16 protein-coding genes are annotated in these 17,522 nt (G+C 73.0%); 12 read left to right on the top strand and 4 right to left on the bottom strand.

Annotation, left to right across the window (positions count from 1 at the left end; translation table 11 throughout):
* Positions 1-16: 16 nt before the first annotated feature.
* The 3 genes from AB0H37_RS22500 to AB0H37_RS22510 form a co-directional block, all read right to left on the bottom strand.
* On the bottom strand, positions 17-1,036 hold the full coding sequence (locus AB0H37_RS22500; protein ID WP_360614882.1) for an LLM class F420-dependent oxidoreductase: 1,020 nt from the start codon (positions 1,034-1,036) through the stop codon (positions 17-19).
* Positions 1,037-1,171: 135 nt separating this feature from the next.
* A complete protein-coding gene (locus AB0H37_RS22505) occupies positions 1,172-1,372 on the bottom strand; it encodes a DUF397 domain-containing protein (RefSeq protein ID WP_179836805.1) in 201 nt (66 codons plus the stop codon).
* Entirely contained in the window at positions 1,369-2,214 is an 846-nt protein-coding gene (locus AB0H37_RS22510; RefSeq protein ID WP_189269939.1) for a helix-turn-helix transcriptional regulator, read from the bottom strand. The genes AB0H37_RS22505 and AB0H37_RS22510 overlap by 4 nt, the downstream gene beginning before the upstream one ends.
* Before the next feature lie 202 nt (positions 2,215-2,416).
* Between AB0H37_RS22510 and AB0H37_RS22515 the strand changes: the two genes are divergently transcribed.
* Positions 2,417-2,929: an ATP-binding protein gene (locus tag AB0H37_RS22515; protein ID WP_360614885.1), complete on the top strand. Its 513-nt coding sequence runs from the start codon at positions 2,417-2,419 to the stop codon at positions 2,927-2,929.
* Here AB0H37_RS22515 and AB0H37_RS22520 read toward each other — a convergent pair.
* On the bottom strand, positions 2,926-3,552 hold the full coding sequence (locus AB0H37_RS22520; protein ID WP_360614887.1) for a helix-turn-helix domain-containing protein: 627 nt from the start codon (positions 3,550-3,552) through the stop codon (positions 2,926-2,928). The two genes, AB0H37_RS22515 and AB0H37_RS22520, sit on opposite strands and share 4 nt — an antisense overlap.
* Positions 3,553-3,684: 132 nt before the next feature.
* Here AB0H37_RS22520 and AB0H37_RS22525 point away from each other — a divergent pair, with 132 nt between their 5' ends.
* From AB0H37_RS22525 to ettA, 11 genes are all read left to right on the top strand, one after another.
* Positions 3,685-4,164 carry a hypothetical protein gene (locus AB0H37_RS22525; protein WP_360614889.1) on the top strand — a complete coding sequence of 160 codons (480 nt, stop codon included), beginning with the start codon at positions 3,685-3,687 and terminating at the stop codon, positions 4,162-4,164.
* A 2-nt stretch (positions 4,165-4,166) separates the two neighbouring features.
* Positions 4,167-5,414, top strand: coding sequence for a precorrin-6y C5,15-methyltransferase (decarboxylating) subunit CbiE (cbiE, locus tag AB0H37_RS22530; protein ID WP_360614891.1), 1,248 nt, complete (start codon positions 4,167-4,169; stop codon positions 5,412-5,414).
* The gene (locus AB0H37_RS22535) at positions 5,411-6,007 is read left to right on the top strand and encodes a precorrin-8X methylmutase (protein ID WP_179836799.1); all 597 of its coding nucleotides are present in this window, start codon (positions 5,411-5,413) and stop codon (positions 6,005-6,007) included. Before cbiE ends, AB0H37_RS22535 begins: the two co-directional genes overlap by 4 nt.
* Positions 6,004-7,029 carry an Rv2231c family pyridoxal phosphate-dependent protein CobC gene (gene cobC / locus AB0H37_RS22540; RefSeq protein ID WP_360614893.1) on the top strand — a complete coding sequence of 342 codons (1,026 nt, stop codon included), beginning with the start codon at positions 6,004-6,006 and terminating at the stop codon, positions 7,027-7,029. The genes AB0H37_RS22535 and cobC overlap by 4 nt, the downstream gene beginning before the upstream one ends.
* Before the next feature lie 28 nt (positions 7,030-7,057).
* On the top strand, positions 7,058-8,137 hold the full coding sequence (gene cobT / locus AB0H37_RS22545) for a nicotinate-nucleotide--dimethylbenzimidazole phosphoribosyltransferase (protein WP_179836797.1): 1,080 nt from the start codon (positions 7,058-7,060) through the stop codon (positions 8,135-8,137).
* A 127-nt stretch (positions 8,138-8,264) separates the two neighbouring features.
* Positions 8,265-9,503, top strand: a complete 1,239-nt coding sequence (cobA, locus tag AB0H37_RS22550; RefSeq protein ID WP_179836796.1) for a uroporphyrinogen-III C-methyltransferase — start codon at positions 8,265-8,267, stop codon at positions 9,501-9,503.
* The gene (locus tag AB0H37_RS22555; protein ID WP_360614896.1) at positions 9,500-11,506 is read left to right on the top strand and encodes an AAA family ATPase; all 2,007 of its coding nucleotides are present in this window, start codon (positions 9,500-9,502) and stop codon (positions 11,504-11,506) included. Before cobA ends, AB0H37_RS22555 begins: the two co-directional genes overlap by 4 nt.
* Positions 11,503-13,239, top strand: coding sequence for an ABC transporter (locus AB0H37_RS22560; protein ID WP_329087112.1), 1,737 nt, complete (start codon positions 11,503-11,505; stop codon positions 13,237-13,239). The genes AB0H37_RS22555 and AB0H37_RS22560 overlap by 4 nt, the downstream gene beginning before the upstream one ends.
* Before the next feature lie 84 nt (positions 13,240-13,323).
* Positions 13,324-13,797, top strand: coding sequence for a single-stranded DNA-binding protein (locus tag AB0H37_RS22565; protein ID WP_329087114.1), 474 nt, complete (start codon positions 13,324-13,326; stop codon positions 13,795-13,797).
* Between the two features lie 677 nt (positions 13,798-14,474).
* A complete protein-coding gene (locus AB0H37_RS22570; protein ID WP_179836794.1) occupies positions 14,475-15,764 on the top strand; it encodes a GGDEF domain-containing protein in 1,290 nt (429 codons plus the stop codon).
* A gap of 47 nt (positions 15,765-15,811) precedes the next feature.
* Positions 15,812-17,476: an energy-dependent translational throttle protein EttA gene (ettA, locus tag AB0H37_RS22575; protein WP_179836793.1), complete on the top strand. Its 1,665-nt coding sequence runs from the start codon at positions 15,812-15,814 to the stop codon at positions 17,474-17,476.
* Positions 17,477-17,522: the final 46 nt, after the last annotated feature.

Genomic DNA, 17,522 nt, shown 5'->3' on the forward strand with positions numbered 1-17,522 from the left:
ATGTGTGCTCGGTCTCTCAGGAGTCGGCCATCTCCCTGATGGCGCGCAGCGTCGGCTCGTCCTTCACCCCGGCGATCAGCAGGGTCGTGACCGGGCTGTCCCGCCACAGCCGCAGCCTCTCCTTGATCCGCCCGAGCGGGCCCAGGAGCGAGATCGCGTCGGCCAGCCCGTCCGGCACGGCCTTGATCGCCTCGTCCCGGCGGCCGCTCAGGAACAGCTCCTGGACGCGCCCCGCCTCCTCCGCGTAGCCGAGCCGGCCGATCAGGTCGAGGTGGAAGTTGCGGTCCTTGGCGCCCATCCCGCCGATGTAGAAGGCGAGCGGGATCTTGGCGAACTCCAGCGCGGCCGCCAGGTCGTCGGTGACGATCGTGGTGACGGTCGCGGCGATCTCGAAGCCCTCCGGGCGTCCGGCCAGCGAACCGCCGAAGACGGGCTCGATCTGCTCGGGGTCGACGAACAGCGGTAGCCAGCCCTGCGCGACCTCGGCGGACAGCGCGACGTTCTTCGGGCCCTCCGCGCCCAGGTAGACGGGGATCTCCGGGCGCAGGGGGTGGGCGATCGACTTCAGCGGCTTGCCGAGGCCCGACCCGCCGGGGTAGGGCAGCGGGTAGTGCGGGCCCTCGCTGGTCACCGGGTCCTCGCGGCGCCACACCTGCCGGACGATGTCGAGGTACTCGCGGGTGCGGGCGAGCGGCTTCGGGAACGGCTGCCCGTACCAGCCCTCCACGACCTGCGGACCGGACGCGCCGAGCCCGAGGATCACGCGCCCGCCCGACAGGGCGTCCAGGGTGAGCGCGTGCATCGCGGTGGCCGCCGGGGTCCGCGCCGACATCTGCACGACGGCCGTGCCCAGCTTGATCCGGGACGTGCGGGCGCCGTACCAGGCCAGCGTGGTGAACGCGTCCGAGCCGTACGCCTCGGCGGTGAACACCGAGTCGTAGCCGCAGCGCTCGGCGGCCAGGACCGTCTCGGTCTGGTCCTCGGGATCGCGCTGCCAGTAGCCGACGTTGATGCCGAGCTTGAGTTCCGCGGTCACGTTGCACCCTCCGGTAGTCGACGCACCGGCGATACTAGAACACGTTCTATTTTCTCGGAAGGGGCGCCCCGGGGCCGCCGCCGGGTACGGCGAGGGGCCGCGGCGAGGTCTCGCCGCGGCCCCGTCGACCTGTCGCTAGCCCTCCCTGATCCCGTCCAGCAGATCCCGCCAGGCGGCCGGCGTCAGTACCAGTGCCGGTCCGGAGGGGTCCTTGGAGTCGCGCACGGCGCGCAGATCGCTGGACAGGGCGGCCATCTCGACGCACTGGTCTCCGCTTCCGCTGCGGGACGACTTGCGCCAGACGGCCAGGTTGAGTTCGCGCTGGAGGTGGGTCACAGGCTGCTCCTTGCTGCCTCGGCTATGAGGTGCGCGGACTCCTCGGGGGACAGGGCCCGCTTCATGATCCGTTCGAAGCGGTCCCTATGTTTTGCTATTTCCTCGGCGCTCTCGAGGTAAACGTCGCCCATGGTGCCCTCGACGTAGGCGATATCGGGGTCTGCGGGGTCCGGATACGACAATATGGTGAAACGTCCATCTAGGCCCGCATGTGCCGCTGCCGTGTAGGGGAGTACCTGGATCGTGACGGATGGGCGGATCTCCGCGACGGTGGCGAGGGCGCTCAGCTGGGCCCGCATCACCTTCTCGCCGCCGATCGGGCGGTGCAGCACCGCCTCGTCGAAGATCACCTGGAAGCGCGGCGCGTCCGCGCGGTCCAGCAGCGCCTGACGGATCTTGCGGGCGGCGATGCGGCGCTCGATCTCCTCCTCCGAGGGCAGCAGCCGGCCCGCCGTGATCACCGCGCGGGAGTAGTCCTCGGTCTGCAGCAGCCCGTGCACGAGCTGCGGATCCCAGGTGCGGATGTGCGAGGCCTCGTCCTCCAGCGCGACGTAGCTGCCCGCGAAGACGTCCTGGTAGGCGGTCCACCAGCCGCGCTGACCGGCCTGCCGGGCCAGGGTGATGAGCGCGTCGCGGTCCGGGCTCGGCACGCCGTACAGGTCGAGGATGTCGGCGATGTCGCCGGGTTTCGGGCGGGTCTGACTGGTTTCCAGGCGGGAGACGGTGGCTCTCGACCAGTCGAGCCGGTCCGCCACTTCCTGCAGCGTCAGGCCCTGCTCCTCGCGCAGCTTGCGGAGCTCCCTGGCGAGACGGCGGCCACGGACGGTGGGGCGGTAGGTCATGGGAGTGGAGTCTTTATCACTCCCGGCGCCTGTCACAACGCGATTGACGAACCCGGCAGGAAGGTCAGAGCAATTCCATGAAGGGTGTTGCGATTGTGAGAATCTCAGGAGACGCTTGGATGCGTGATCGGTCGTCAACTGACAGTGACGATCGATCGCACCGCCCGCCCTTCACACTCGCACCAGTTACGCGGGAGGAACCGTGAAGACCACGCCAGCCCACCTGACGGCGGAGAGCATGGCCGACGCTATGGCGGGCGGTGACCCAGCCCGGGGCGACGGTGTGCCCGGGTGGGTGTGGGCCCTGCCGGGCGGCCCCGGAGGGGCGGGGTACGCCCGCCGCGTCCTGTGCGACGCCCTCGCCTCCCTCGGCGTACCGCTGGACGGGACGGCCGACGCCCGGCTCATGGTGAGCGAACTGGCCACCAACGCCCACCAGCACGCCGGCGAGCACGGCCCGCACGAGCTGTGGCTCTACATGGGGGACGGGACGGCGGGCGAAGTGCGGTGCGCCGTCTTCGACACCCATGCCGACGTCGGCCTGCCGGGGTACTCCTGGACGTCCGGCGACTGCGGGCGCGGGCTCAGCATCGTCCACGAGCTGTCCAACGGACGCTGGGGCCTGCGGCGGACCCTCTCCCGCCTCGGGCCGCCCGTCCGCGGCAAGGCCGTCTGGTTCGCCGTCCCCGGAACCATCCAGACGCGCCCCGGCTAGCCCGCGCCGGCCCGCGGCCGGTCCTCCGGGGCCCGCTCCAGGGCGGGGCCGATATCGCTGACCAGCGCGAGCAGTGACCGGGTGAGCAGCGTGCGCACCTGGTCGCGGTCGAGCGTCTTCTCCTGGAGCCACTGGCGCGTCGCCGCGTCCGCGAGCCCGGAGTAGACGCGCAGCACGGCCCGCAGCGTCTCGGTCGGCTCGGCCACGCGCAGCACGGCCAGCATGTGCTCGACCGTCTCGTCCCGGAAGCGGTTGACGATGCGCAGGAGTTCGGGGTCCTGTCCGAACCCCTCGGCGTCGAGCGCGGCGAACCACGTGGTCGCGTTGCGCTCGGCGGTGTCGAGGAACAGGTTGACGAGCAGCTCGACCGCCTCGGGCAGCGCCAGCCGCTCGTCCGGCGGCGGGGCCTGCATCGCGGCCGAGGCCGTCAGCCCCTGGACGACCTTGAGGAACAGCTCCCGCTTCGTCCCGAAGTAGTAGTGGATCAGGCCGCGCTGCACGCCGGTCTCCCGCGCGATCGCGGCGGTGGACACCTCGGCGTAGGGCAGTTCGGTGAACATCCGCCGCGCGACGTCCAGGATCTGGGCGCGCCGCTCGTCCGGGGACAGGCGCTGGTAGCTCACCGCGACAGCCTATTCTGTGGGCGGCCGGCGCCGGACGGTCGCGACCGATCCGGCTCTCGTCGGCGTGCCATGGCGCCGTGCCGACGGCGCCTCCGGGAAGCTCGTCGCCGACGACCAGGAGGGACGGCACAGGTGACCGCTGCGGAGAAGACGCTCGTGATGTACGGAGACGGTGCGCGGGAGGCCGCGCGCCGGATGCTGCCGAATCTGCCGGACGCGTGCTTCGTCCCGGTCGCGGCGGAGCGGCTGCGGGAGGCGGTCAAGGCCGGGCTCGCGCAGGTCGTCATGGTCGCCCGCATGCAGGAGCAGGCCGCGTTCCTCGGCGGCGCCGCGGGCCTGCTGGAGTCGATCACGCTGGACATGGACTGCGGGCCCGCCCTGGCCGGCCGGGTGGCGCAGGCCCCGGCCGTCCAGGACGTCTACGACGTGTGGGACGCCGCGGGCAAGCTCGGTCCGTGCGGGCGCGAGCTGTGCCGCAGGACGGCCGCGGGGCTCGAACGCCTGGCCGCCGAGGCGGAGGGGTCGGCGGACAGTCCGGTCGCCGCCCAGGTGGTGCTCCTGGACGCGGCGGGAGAGCGCATGGTCGGCATGTACGGGCGGATGGCCCGATAGCGATGCTGACAGTCGTCGGCCGCGACGGGACGCCCCTCTCCGAGGGGGCGAAGGCGGCTCTGGAAAGTGCCACGCTGGTCATAGGCGCCCCAGTCCATCTGGACGGGCTGCCCCTGGCATCGGATGTCCGCACGGTCGCCACCACGGTGTTCGCCGAGGCGCTCGAAGGCGTCGATGTCACCGAAGAGGACGTCGTCCTCGTCGTGGACGGCGACCCCGGCTACTTCGGCGTCGTCCGCGAACTACTCGAAAAGGGCCACGCGCCAGAGAGCTTTCCCGCGACGACCCTCGTAGCGCGTGCCTTCTCCCAAGCAGGACTGCCCTGGGACGACGCTCTCGTGGTCTCCGCCAAGGGCGGGCACCTGAGGCAGGCCGTGAACGCGTGCCGCGCCCATCCGAAGGTGGCCGTCCTGACCGAGCCGGGCGCCGGACCGTCCGAGCTGGCGCGCGCGCTGTTCCCCGTCACGCCGCGCTCCTTCGTGGTCTGTGAAGACCTGGGCGGGCCTAAAGAGCGGATCGTCTATGTCCGGCCGGCGGAGGCGACCACCCGCCCATGGAACGACCCCGAGGTCGTGCTCGTCCTGGACAACCGCCACGCGCTGGGCGAAGCGAACTGGGTCCCCGGGCCCGTGCTCGGCCCCGCCGGATGGGCGCTCCCGGCGGAGGCCTTCGGTGACGGACCCGGCCCCCGCCCTGACGTGCGCGCCTTCGTCCTTGCCAAGCTCGGCCCCAGGGTCGGCGACATGGTGTGGGACGTGGAGTCCGGCGACGGCTCGGTCGGCATCGAGTGCGCCCGCTTCGGCGCGGCCGTCGTCGCCGTCGACCGCGACCACTCCGCGTCCGCGCGGGTGCGGGAGAACGTCCGCCTGCACGGCGTCAAGGTCGCGATGGCGTCGGGCGACGTCCGGTCCAGCGCCGAGCACCTTCCCGAGCCCGACGCCGTCTTCCTCGGCCGCGGCGGGCCGGAGGCCGTCCGGGTCTGCGCGGCGCTCCGCCCGTCCCGGATCGTCGTCCTCGCCGCGCCCGGCGAGGCTCAGGCCATACTGGACGAACTGGGCGGGCAGGGCTTCGCCGCCGACGCCGTCCGGCTCCAGGCCGCCCCGCTGACCACGCGGGGGGAGGCCGCGGAGCCCGTGATCGTCGTCTGGGGCGAACGCGACGCCCGCACCCCCGCGTGGCGGCCGTCCCGGACGGGCCGCCCCATCGAGACCATCCCCGCCTTGCCCGGAGTTGTGGAGGAGCGCAGTTGACCGTCCGCCGGCCCCACCCGATCGAGGTGCGCTCGTATGAGGTCCTCCGGTCCCGCGTCGACCTGTCCCCGATGCCGCCGCTGTGGCGGGCGGTGGCGGAGCGGGTGATCCACGCCACCGCCGACCTGGAGTACGCGGTGGACCTGGTGACCACGGAGGAGGCCCTCGTCCAGGGCTGGTCCGCGCTGCGGGCCGGCGCGCCGATCGTCACCGACGAGGGCATGGCCGCGGCCGGGATCAGCGCCCGCGAGGCGGTCTGCCACGCCGCCGACCCGGCCGCCGCCCGGATGGCGCGCGCCGCCGGCATCACCCGGTCGGCCGCGGCCGTCCGGCTGTCGTACTCGGAGGTGGGACCGGGCGCGGTCTGGGTGGTCGGCTCCGCGCCCGAGGCGATCTTCGAGATCGTCGCCCGCCGGGTCAGCCCCGCCCTGGTGGTCGGGATGCCGGTGGGCTTCGTCGGCGCCTGCGAGGCCAAGGAGGCCCTGCGCGCGAGCGGGCTGCCGCAGCTCAGCAACGTCTCGGAGAAGGGCGGGTCGGCGGTCGCGGCCGCCGCCGTCAACGCGCTGCTCTACTACGAGGCGGAACGGCCGTGACCGGGCCCGCCGAGGTCGACCTGCGCCACCACGGGGACACCGAGGTCGGTGACGGCCTCGCCGACTTCGCCGTCAACGTCCGCGCCGGCACGCCTCCCGAGTGGCTGGCCGAGCGGATCCGCGCGTCCGTCGACGGCCTCGCCGCCTACCCCGACCCCCGCCCGGCCCGCAAGGCGGTCGCCGCGCGGCACGCCAGGTCCGCCGGGGAGGTGCTGCTCACCGCCGGGGCCGCGGAGGCGTTCGTGCTGCTCGCACGCGTGCTCGCCCCGCGCCGGGCCGTGGTGGTGCACCCCCAGTTCACCGAGCCGGAGGCGGCGCTGCGGGCCGCCGGGCACGAGGTGGAGCGGCTGATCCTGGAGAAGGACTTCACCCTCGACCCGGGGGCCGTCCCGGACGGTGCCGACCTCGTCGTGATCGGCAATCCGACCAACCCGACCTCGGTGCTGCATCCGGCCGAGGCGATCGCCGCGCTGGCCGCGCCCGGACGGACGGTCGTGGTCGACGAGGCGTTCATGGACTGCGTCCCGGGCGAGCCGGAGAGCCTCGCCACGCGGCTGCCCCCGGGAGTGGTGGTCATCCGCTCCCTGACCAAGACGTGGGGGCTCGCGGGACTGCGCGCCGGGTACGTCCTGGCCGCCCCCCACATGATCGGACGGCTGGCGGAGGCGCAGCCGCTGTGGGCGGTGTCCACGCCCGCGCTCGCCGCCGTCGAGGCGTGCTCCACCCCCGAAGCCGTCGCCGAAGGCGAGGCATGGGCCGCAGGGCTCGCCGCCGAACGCGATCGGCTGGCCGCCGAACTGTCCGCCAGGGGCCTGTACGTCGTACCCGGGGCGCGCGCGTCGTTCCTGTGCCTCCGCGTGCAGGACGCCCTGGGCATCCGGGCCTTGCTGAGGCAGCGCGGTTACGCCGTCAGGCGCGGAGACACCTTCCCCGGGCTCGGCCCGGACTGGCTGCGGATCGCCGTGCGCGACCGTCCGTCCAACGACCGCCTGCTGGACGTGCTCGGCGAGCTGGGCATCTGACCCCCCGACGACCCCCCGAAAGGACGCCATGAACCTGATCGAGGAGACCGTCGCCTCCATCGCCCCTCCGGACGGGGCGGCCATGCGGGACGCACGCGACCTGCAGGCCCGGCTCACCAAGCCGCCCGGGTCGCTCGGCGTCCTGGAGGAGGTGTCGGTCCGGCTCGCCGGGCTCGCCGGGCAGTGCCCGCCGCCGCTGCCCGAACCCGCCGCCGTCGCCGTGTTCGCCGCCGACCACGGTGTCCACGCCCAGGGCGTCACCCCGTGGCCGCAGGAGGTCACGGCGCAGATGGTGGCCAACTTCCTGGCCGGCGGCGCCGTCGTCAACGCGTTCGCCGCCCAGGTCGGCGCCGCCGTCACGGTGGTCGACATCGGCGTCGCCACCGAGCTGGAGGAGGCCCCCGGCCTGCTCCGCCGCAAGATCGCGCCGGGCACCGCCGACATGACGGCCGGGCCCGCGATGACCGCCGACCAGGCCCGGCGCGCCGCCGAGACGGGCATCGAGGTCGCCCGTGATCTTCACGCGCAGGGCGCCCGGTGCCTGCTCACCGGGGACATGGGGATCGCCAACACCACCGCGTCCGCCGCGCTGATCGCCGCCTTCACCGGCCTGCCGCCCGAGCGGGTCACCGGCCGGGGGACCGGCATCGACGACGCCACCCACGCGCACAAGGTCGAGGTGGTGCGCACCGCCCTGGACCGGCACGGGCTCCTCGAAGGGCACGGCAGGGCGCCGATGGAGGTCCTCGCGGCCGTGGGCGGGCTGGAGCACGCCGCGATCGCCGGGTTCGTCCTCGGCGCGGCCGCGCTGCGCGTCCCCGTCGTCCTGGACGGCGTGATCGCCGGCGCCGCCGCCCTCGCCGCCGCCGCGCTGTGCCCGGACGCCCTCGGCGCGTGCGTCGCCGGGCACCGCTCGGCCGAGCCCGGTCACGGCGCCGCCGTCGACCACCTCGGCCTGCGGCCGCTGGTCGACCTTGAGCTGCGGCTCGGCGAGGGAACCGGTGCCCTGCTGGCGTTGCCGCTGGTCCAGGGCGCGGCGCGAGTCCTGCACGAGGTCGCCACCTTCGACTCCGCCGGAGTGAGCGAGAAGGACGCCGGGCGGCCGTAACAACGTGATCACGGAATGAGTCACGCTCGGCTATCGAACGGGCGAGGCCCCTCTCCACGGACTCCCCGAGCCGAGTACCTTTGTTCCACAAAGAGACTGTCCGCCACACGCGTCCGAGAGATCCACCGTGCCCCCGTACCTGCTAGGCCTGCGACTCGGCGGGCGACGCGTCCTCGTCGTCGGCGGGGGACGGGTCGCCCAGCGCCGCGTGCCCGCCCTGCTGGACGCCGGCGCCGAGGTGGTCCTGGTGTCCCCCTCGGTCACCGCCACCCTGGAGGGCCTCGCCGAGCGCGGCCGGATCACCTGGCACCGGCGGGGCTACCGGCGCGGCGACTGCGCCGGCGCCTGGCTGGTGCAGGCCGTCACCGACGACGCCAAGGTCAACGGCGACGTGGTGGCGGAGGCCGACGCCGCGCGGATCTGGTCCGTCCGGGCCGACGACGCCGAGTCGTCCCCGGCCTGGACGCCCGCCAGCGGGCACGCGGGCGACGCGACCGTCGGGGTGCTGCTCGGCGGCGACCCGCGGCGCGCCGCCGGCATCCGCGACGCGGTGGTGGAGGGCCTGCGCGACGGCGCCCTGGAGTCCCGGCACTCCCGGACCAAGCCCGCGGGCGTCGCGCTCGTCGGCGGCGGGCCGGGCGACCCGGGCCTGATCACCGTGCGCGGGCGGCAGCTGCTCGCCATGGCCGACGTCGTCGTCACCGACCGGCTCGCCCCCGGCGGGCTGCTGGACGAACTGGCCGCCGACGTCGAGGTCGTCGACGCCGCCAAGATCCCCTACGGCCGGACGGTCACCCAGGACCGCATCAACGAGTACCTGGTCGAGCACGCGCGGCAGGGCCGCTTCGTCGTCCGGCTCAAGGGCGGGGACCCGTTCGTGTTCGGCCGCGGCGGTGAGGAGGCCCTGTACTGCGCCCGCCACGGCGTCCCCGTCACGGTCGTCCCCGGCATCACCAGCGCGGTCGCCGTGCCGTCGGCCGCGGGCATCCCGGTCACCCACCGGGGCGTCGCGCAGGAGTTCCACGTCGTCTCCGCGCACGTCCCTCCCGGGCACCCCGACTCGACCGTCGACTGGGAGGCGCTGGCCCGCGCGAACGGCACGATCGTCCTGCTCATGGCGGTGGAGCGGATGGGGCTCATCGCGGCGGCCCTCATGCGCTATGGTCGGTCGTCCGGAACGCCGGTGGCCGTGGTGCAGGACGGCACCCTCCCCGGCCAGCGGGCGCTGACGACGACGCTGGGCACGGTGGCCGATGAGATGGCCGCCGGAGATGTCCGGCCCCCGGCGATCGTGGTCGTGGGCGACGTGGTCAACGTGGCACGAGAGATCGACATGATTCGAGCGGACTTGGGACGGGATCCGTGACACCCCCCGCAGAGCAGAGCACGGTCCACGACGAGGAGGCCGGCGCCGGCTCGGGCCGGGCCGGCGAGCCCGCCCCCCACGAGGCCGCGGCGTCCGGCGAGACCACGGGCGGCGAGGACGCGTCCGGGAAGGACACGGGAGGCCGCGCCACGGCACGGGAGAAGAAGACCTCGAAGAAGGACGCGGCCGAGGACGACGCCGCATCCGAAGACCAGGCGACGGACACCGACACCGGCAGCGCCGAGGGCGACAGGAAGGCCGAGGCCAAGTCCAGGCGCGGACGGCGGCGCGCCCCCAGGGCCGGGGCGACGGTCAACCGGGGTGAGCTGGTCCGCGCCCTGACCGCGCTGCGCGAACAGCTCGGCGCTTTCGACCTCCTGCTCGACGTCCCCGGCGTCGAGCAGGCCCGCGAGGCCCGCGACGAACTGCGCGCCCAGCTCGTCGACTACGTCCTGCCGCGCGTCCAGGCCGCGGGCGCCCCCATGCTCGTGGTGCTCGGCGGCTCCACGGGCGCGGGCAAGTCCACCCTGGTCAACACGCTCGTCGGCGCCCGCGTCAGCGCGACCGGCGTGCTGCGCCCCACCACCAGCAGCCCGATCCTCGTCTGCCACCCCGACCACGTGCGGTGGTTCATGGAGGGGCCGATGCTGCCCGGCATGGGACGGGTCCGCGGACCCGCGCCCGACGCCATCGCGGGCGACCAGCTGGTCGTCATCGCCAGCGACGTCCTGCCGCCCGGCCTCGCCCTGCTCGACAGCCCCGACTTCGACTCCGTCTTCGAGGACCACTACGAGTTCGCGACCAAGCTGATGGCCGCCGCGGACCTGTGGCTGTGCGTCACCACCGCCGCCCGGTACGCCGACGCCCAGGTCTGGCAGATGCTCCAGCGCGCCAAGGAGAACGGCGCCACGATCGGCGTCGTGCTGTCGCGCGTCCCGCAGGGCGCGGGCGCCGGCGGCGGCGAGATCGTCGAGCACTTCGCCGAGATGCTGGACGAGCACGAGGTCGGCGACGCGCGCCGCTTCACCATCCCCGAGACCCGGATCGAGGAGAGCCGCCTCCCCGAGGAGACCGTCGAGGACATCCGCGACTGGCTGACCGGCGTCGCCGACGACGCCGAGGACCGCGAGATCGTCGTCAGCGACACCCTCGCCGCCGTCCTGGACAGCTTCCGCACCCGCGTCCCCGAGCTCGCCCGGCAGGTCGAGGCGCAGGTCGAGCGGCGCACCGAGCTGGCCAGGGAGATCGAGGCCGGGTACGGCACCGCCCTCGCCGAGCTGGACGAGGCGACCCGCAACGGCTCGCTGCTGCGCGGCGAGGTGCTGGCCCGCTGGCAGGACTTCGCCGGCACCGGCGACCTGCTGCGCGCCCTGCACGTCCAGCGGTCCCGGCGCGGCCGCGCCGCGAACCGCCGCCACCGCAGCCCGGCCCGCGTGCGCGCCCTCAAGGCGGCGCTGCGCAGCGGCCTGGAATCGCTGATCATGGCGTCCGCCGAGCACGGCGCGGAGCAGGTCATGGCCCGCTGGCGCGAGCACCCGGCGGGCGCCCAGGTGCTCGCCGGCGCCGACGCCGGCCTCGCGCACGTCTCCCCGGAGCTGTCGCGGCGCGTCACCCGGGCCGTCAGCGCCTGGCAGGACCACGTCCAGGAGCTGATCCGCACCCACGGCGTCACCAAGCGCTCGGTCGCGAAGCTGGTCTCGTTCGACACCGAGGCGGTCTCCCTCGTCCTGATGATCGGCCTGCTCGGGTACGGGACGTCCGACGTGGCCGTGGAGGGCGGCAACAGCGCCGTCCCGCAGCGGCTGCTGAAGGCCCTGTTCGGCGCCGAGTCCCTGCGCGGCATGGGCGCCAAGGCCCGCGCCGACCTGCGTAGCCGTATCGGGATGCTGTTCGACGAGGAGGCCATCCGGTTCGGTCAGGTGCTCGACTCCGCCGGCATTCCCGACGAGACCGTCCCCGTCCAGCTGTACCAGGCCACCTACAACCTTGAGGTTGCCCGATGACCACCTCGGCCATCCCCGCGAACTCACCGGCGGGAACCGGCGAGACCCCGCTCCCCGGCGCTCCCGAAGCCGGCCCTCCCGCCGGCCCCTCCGGCCCCTCCGCCGGTTCCGCCGGCCCGCCCGGGCTGGTCGAGCGGCTCGACGGGCTCGACCGGCTCGTCCAGGCGGGCCTCGGCCGGCTCGACGAGCCCGTCCTGGACGACGCCGGCGCGCTGCTGCGGCGTGCCGGGCAGCGGCTGCGGCTGTCGGGCGACCACACCGTCGTCACCCTGGCCGGTGGCACGGGCAGCGGCAAGTCCTCGCTGTTCAACGCCATCTGCGGGCTCGAACTGTCGCCGACCGGGATGCGCCGCCCGATGACGTCGCAGGCCCACGCGTGCGTCTGGGGGCTGGACGGCGCGGGCCCCCTCCTCGACTGGCTCGACGTCGACAAGCGCCACCGCTACGCCCGCGCCAGCGCCCTCGACCTGGAGCGCGCCGACGCCACCCTGCAGGGCCTCGTCCTGATCGACCTGCCCGACCACGACTCCATCCAGGCGATGCACCGCGCCGAGGTCGACCGGTTCGTCACCATCGCCGACCTGCTGGTCTGGGTCGTCGACCCGCAGAAGTACGCCGACGCGGCCCTGCACCGCAACTACATCGTCCCGTTCGCCCGGCACACCGGCGTCACCCTGATCGTCCTCAACCAGGTCGACCGGCTCGCGCCGCACGAGATCGACGACTGCGTCGCCGACCTGCGCCGCCTGCTGGAGGCCGAGGGGCTCGCCGACCCGCGGATCGTCACCACCTCCGCGGTGGCCGAGGACGGCGTGCACGGCTTCCGCGACACCCTCGTCGACGCCGTCGCCGCCCGCCGCGCCCGCACCGAGCGGCTGTCGGCCGACGTCGACCGGGCCGCCGAGCGGTTCACCGGCTACCGCTTCGACGCCGAGCCGCCCGTCACGGTGGACGACGGACGCAAGGCCGAGCTCCTGCAGGCCCTCACCGACGCCGCGGGCGCGCCCGCCGTCGCCGAGGCCATGGAGAGCGCCTACGAGCTGCGCGCCGCCGACTTCATCGGCTGGCCCGTCACCGCCATGATCGGCCGGCTGCGGTCGGACCCGCTGCGCCGGATGCGCCTCACCGAGCTGCGCGAGGAGCTGCGCAACGCCTTCACCGGCCCGATCGGCGCCCAGCAGGGCGACGTGGACAACGCGCTCCAGAACGTCTCCGAGGGCGTCGCCGCGGAGCTTCCGCCGCACTGGGGCCGCTCCGTCCGCACCGCGGCCCGCTCCCACGCCGCCGAGATCCCGGAGGCGCTCGGCGAGTCCCTCAAGGAGGCCCTGCCCACGTTCAACGTGGTGCCGCGCTGGTGGTGGCTGGTCAAGACCTGGCAGTACTTCCTGGTCCTGGTCGCGGCCCTCAGCGTCGTGTGGATCGGCTTCCTCATCGCCTACGGCCTGTTCGACCTCGGCGGCGACGACCCGGACGGCCTCATCGGCCAGGCGGGCCTGATCCCGTACGTCGCCATCCTGGTCGTCTGCACCCTCGGAATGGGCTGGCTCACCGCGTCCGCGTGCCGCAACATGGTCGCGCTGTCGTCCGCCAAACACGGCGAGAAGATGGAGCAGCACATGCGCCAGGGCATCGAGCGCGTCGCGCGCGAGAAGGTGATCGTCCCCGTCGAGGAGGACCTGGAGGTCTACGCCCGCTTCCGCCGGGACGTCGACGTCGCCCTCGGCCGCGGCTGAGTTATCCACAATTCCGCGACACCCGGCCCCGCCCTCCGCCTCTGAGCCACCGTTGTCCTCGTACGCGAGACAACGGAGGACCCGATGAACGAGGCGCACGTCACCATCACCGGCTGGGTCGCGGCCGAGCCCCGCTATGCCGTGACGACCAACGGCCATCCCTTCCTGTCGCTGCGGGTGGGCTGCACGCCCCGCCGCTTCGACCGGCAGACCGGCCAATGGCAGGACGACGAGTCCCTGTACGTCACGGTGAACTGCTGGCGCGGCCTGGCCGACAACGTCAACGCGTCCGACCTCCAGCGCGGCACGCCGATCCTGGTCACCGGCCGCCTGCGCATCCGCCAGTACGAACGCGACGACCAGTGGCGCTTCTCCGCCGAGGTCGAGGCCACCACCCTGGGCCCCGACCTGACCCGCGGCACCGTCGACTACCGCCCCGCCCAACGCAGCGGCCCCCTGACCGACGAAGACCGCCAACTCGCCCGCGACGCCGCCGACCAATGGGCTCTGACCACCCCCACGGAAGAAGCGGAAGAAGAGGAACCCAAAGCCGCTTAGCCGAACCCCGCCGGCGCCTCACCCGTCCAGGCCATGGCCGAGAGATCGGCCTGGTCACGAAGCTGCTCGACCGTCTGGCCGGGCTGGGCAGCGGCAGGGCGCGGCCGACCGTGCCACGGAGTGCGGGCCCAGCCTGGCCGGGACCCGCACCGCCGGCCTGCTGGTGGTGTGCCCGCTGGTCGCGGTGTGCCCGTGGGTCGGCATCCGTGGGGCGGCATGCGTCCGGCCACCCTCTACCCCGTGTCTGTACGAGGCAGGGCGTCATCGGGCGCAGGCTCCGCACGCTCCGGACGACGCCCAGAAGCAGCCCGCCTCCAGCTTGCGGCTGTCGGCCAGGTGCGGCCATTGCGCGTCCGAGGGCCGGAGAGCGGGCAGGGCGCGACCGGGGATTGCCGGGTTGGAGGGTGGGGCGCAAAGAGTTTTTAGTGGGGGGAGGTAGTCCGTGGGAGCGGTGAGCGTGCCCCCGCGGTGTCGGTGGCTGTTGGCTGGTCAGATCCAGGAAACGCCGCGCATGGTGGTCCCCCTCAGGATGGTCGGGCTTCGCCTGTCAGCGGGCCCGGATACCGGTGATCAGAACGGTCACCCGCTTGTGCGTTCCCGAACGTACCTGTTTCACGCCCGTTCCGCACACGTTGCAACTATCGTGTTACACAACGTGATGTGCGTAAGGGGGAAGGATGACGGCAGTGCAGTCGTCCGCCGAGGACCGTGGTGGGGAGCTGGTCCGCAGGCCACAGCGCAGGGCGCGACTTGGGCGTCCGTCCCTGCTCCTGGTCTACGTGCCGGTGGTCGTCGCCGTCCATCTGGGGCTCATCGTCGCGGGGCTGGTGGAGACCCCGTTCCGGGGCGACGACCTGACGACCTTCGCGGCCCTGCTGGCGTGCGGCGCCGTGTGCGTCGAGGCGACGCGGAGGCTGGGGATGCCGGCGGGGGTCGCGCGCGACCTGCTGTCGGCCTGGTGGCTGCCGGTCGCGCTACTGCTGCCGCCGGTGTACGCGCTGCTGATCCCCGTGCCGATGCAGGCGCTGATGCAGTTCCGCGTCCGGCGGACGCTGGTCTACAGGCGGGCGGTCGTCGCCGCCGCGCTCGGGATCGCCGGGGCGTGCGCGTCGGTGGTGTTCCACCGGGTGGTGGCCGATCCGCTGCAGGGGGCTCCGCGGTGGGTCGTCGAGAGCTATCCGGGCATACCGGCGGCCGTCGGCTGCGCGGCGCTGTTCACGGTGGTGAACGCGGCGATCGTCGCGGTCGCCGCGCACGCCGCCGATCCCGAGAGCCGGTGGCGGGACGTCCTGTGGACGCGCGAGAGCCTCCTGCTCGACACGGTGGAGCTCTGCGTCGGCATCCTGGTGGCGATCACGAGCGCCCTGTCGCTGGGGCTGCTCCTGCTGGCCCTTCCGCCGGTGATGCTCCTGCAGCGCAGCCTGATGCACCAGCAGCTCCAGGCCGCCGCGCGCACCGACGCCAAGACGGGCCTGCTGAACGCCGCCGCGTGGCAGCGCGAGGCCGACACCGAACTCTCCCGGGCCCAGCGCACCCACGACGCCGTCGCGCTCCTCCTGATCGACATCGACCACTTCAAGCGCGTCAACGACACGCACGGCCACCTGGTCGGCGATCAGGTGCTGGTGGGGGTGGCCAGCACCCTGTGCCACCAGCTGCGCGACTACGACGTGGTGGGCCGCTTCGGGGGTGAGGAGTTCGTCGTCCTGCTGCCGGGCGCCGACACCGTGGAGGCCTGCCGTGTCGCCGAGCGCCTTCGCGGCCGGGTGCGCCGTCTCGCCGTCCCCGCCGAGGAGGGAACCGTCACGGTCACGGTCTCCGTGGGGGTGTCGCTGTTCCGCACGCACGGCCAGGACCTCCTGGAACTCATGACGGCGGCCGACCTGGCGCTCTACCGGGCGAAGTCCTCGGGACGCGACCGGGTGTGCCTCCCCGCTCTGGAGGGCCCCAAGCCGTCCGGCAACTGAGGCGCCAACGCGATAAACAGGTTCCAGGACCCCCTAGTCTTGAGGATATGGCCGAGTACATCTACACGATGCAGCGTGTGCGCAAGGCACATGGCGACAAGGTCGTCCTTGACGACGTCACCCTGCATTTCCTTCCGGGCGCGAAGATCGGCGTCCTGGGGCCCAACGGCACCGGTAAGTCGACGCTGCTGCGCATGATGGCCGGTCTGGAACAGCCTTCGAACGGCGACGCGCGCCTCATGCCCGGGTTCACCGTGGGCATGTTGCAGCAGGAGCCGCCGCTGAACGAGGAGAAGGACGTCCTCGGGAACGTCCAGGAGGGCGTCGCCGAGACCAAGGCGATGCTCGACCGGTTCAACGAGATCGCCGAGCAGATGGCGACGGACTACTCCGAAGCGCTGATGGAGGAGATGGGCAAGCTGCAGGAGCAGCTCGACCATCGCAACGCGTGGGACCTCGACAGCCAGCTCGACCAGGCGATGGACGCGCTGCGCTGCCCGCCCGGCGACGCCGAGGTGTCGAAGCTGTCGGGTGGCGAGCGCCGGCGCGTCGCGCTGTGCAAGCTGCTGCTGGAGGCGCCCGACCTGCTGCTCCTGGACGAGCCCACCAACCACCTCGACGCCGAGAGCGTCCAGTGGCTGGAGCAGTTCCTCGCCAAGTACGAGGGCACCGTCCTGGCCGTCACGCACGACCGGTACTTCCTCGACAACGTGGCCACCTGGATCCTGGAGCTGGACCGGGGCCGCTGCTACCCCTACGAGGGCAACTACTCCGTCTACCTGGAGAAGAAGGCCGACCGGCTCAAGGTCGAGGGCAACAAGGACGCCAAGCGCAAGAAGCGCCTCGAGGACGAGCTGGAGTGGGTGCGGTCGAACCCGAAGGCGCGCCAGACCAAGAGCAAGGCCCGCCTTGAGCGGTACGAGGAGATGGCGGCCGAGGCCGCCAAGCACCGCAAGCTGGACTTCGAGGAGATCCAGATCCCGCCGGGCCCGCGCCTCGGCCAGACGGTGATCATCTCCGACAAGCTGACCAAGGGCTTCGGCGACCGGCTCCTGATGGACGACCTGTCATTCAACCTGCCTCCGAACGGGATCGTCGGCGTCATCGGCCCGAACGGCGTCGGCAAGACCACGCTCTTCCGCATGGTCGTCGGGGAGGAGCAGCCGGACGCGGGAGACCTGCGTGTCGGCGAGACCGTCAAGGTCTCCTACGTCGACCAGGGCCGCGGCGGCATCGACCCGAAGAAGACGGTGTGGGAGGTCGTCTCCGACGGCCTGGACCACATCAACGTCGGCCAGGTCGAGATGCCGTCCCGCGCGTACGTCGCGGCGTTCGGGTTCAAGGGCCCCGACCAGCAGAAGCCCGCCGGCGTCCTGTCCGGCGGCGAGCGCAACCGGCTCAACCTGGCGCTGACGCTCAAGCAGGGCGGCAACGTCCTGCTGCTGGACGAGCCCACCAACGACCTGGACACCGAGACCCTGTCCAGCCTGGAGAACGCCCTCCTGGAGTTCCCCGGGTGCGCCGTGATCACCTCGCACGACCGGTGGTTCCTGGACCGCATCGCCACGCACATCCTCGCGTGGGAGGAGGGCTCGAACTGGTTCTGGTTCGAGGGCAACTTCGCCGACTACGAGAAGAACAAGATCGAGCGGCTGGGCGCCGACGCGGCCCGCCCGCACCGGGTCACCCACCGCAGGCTGAAGCGCGACTGACTCCGGTCGCCCCCGAACGGCCGCGCGATCCCGATCGCGCGGCCGT

The organism is Actinomadura sp. NPDC023710 (genome assembly GCF_040639875.1).
GTDB classification, from domain to species: domain Bacteria; phylum Actinomycetota; class Actinomycetes; order Streptosporangiales; family Streptosporangiaceae; genus Spirillospora; species Spirillospora citrea.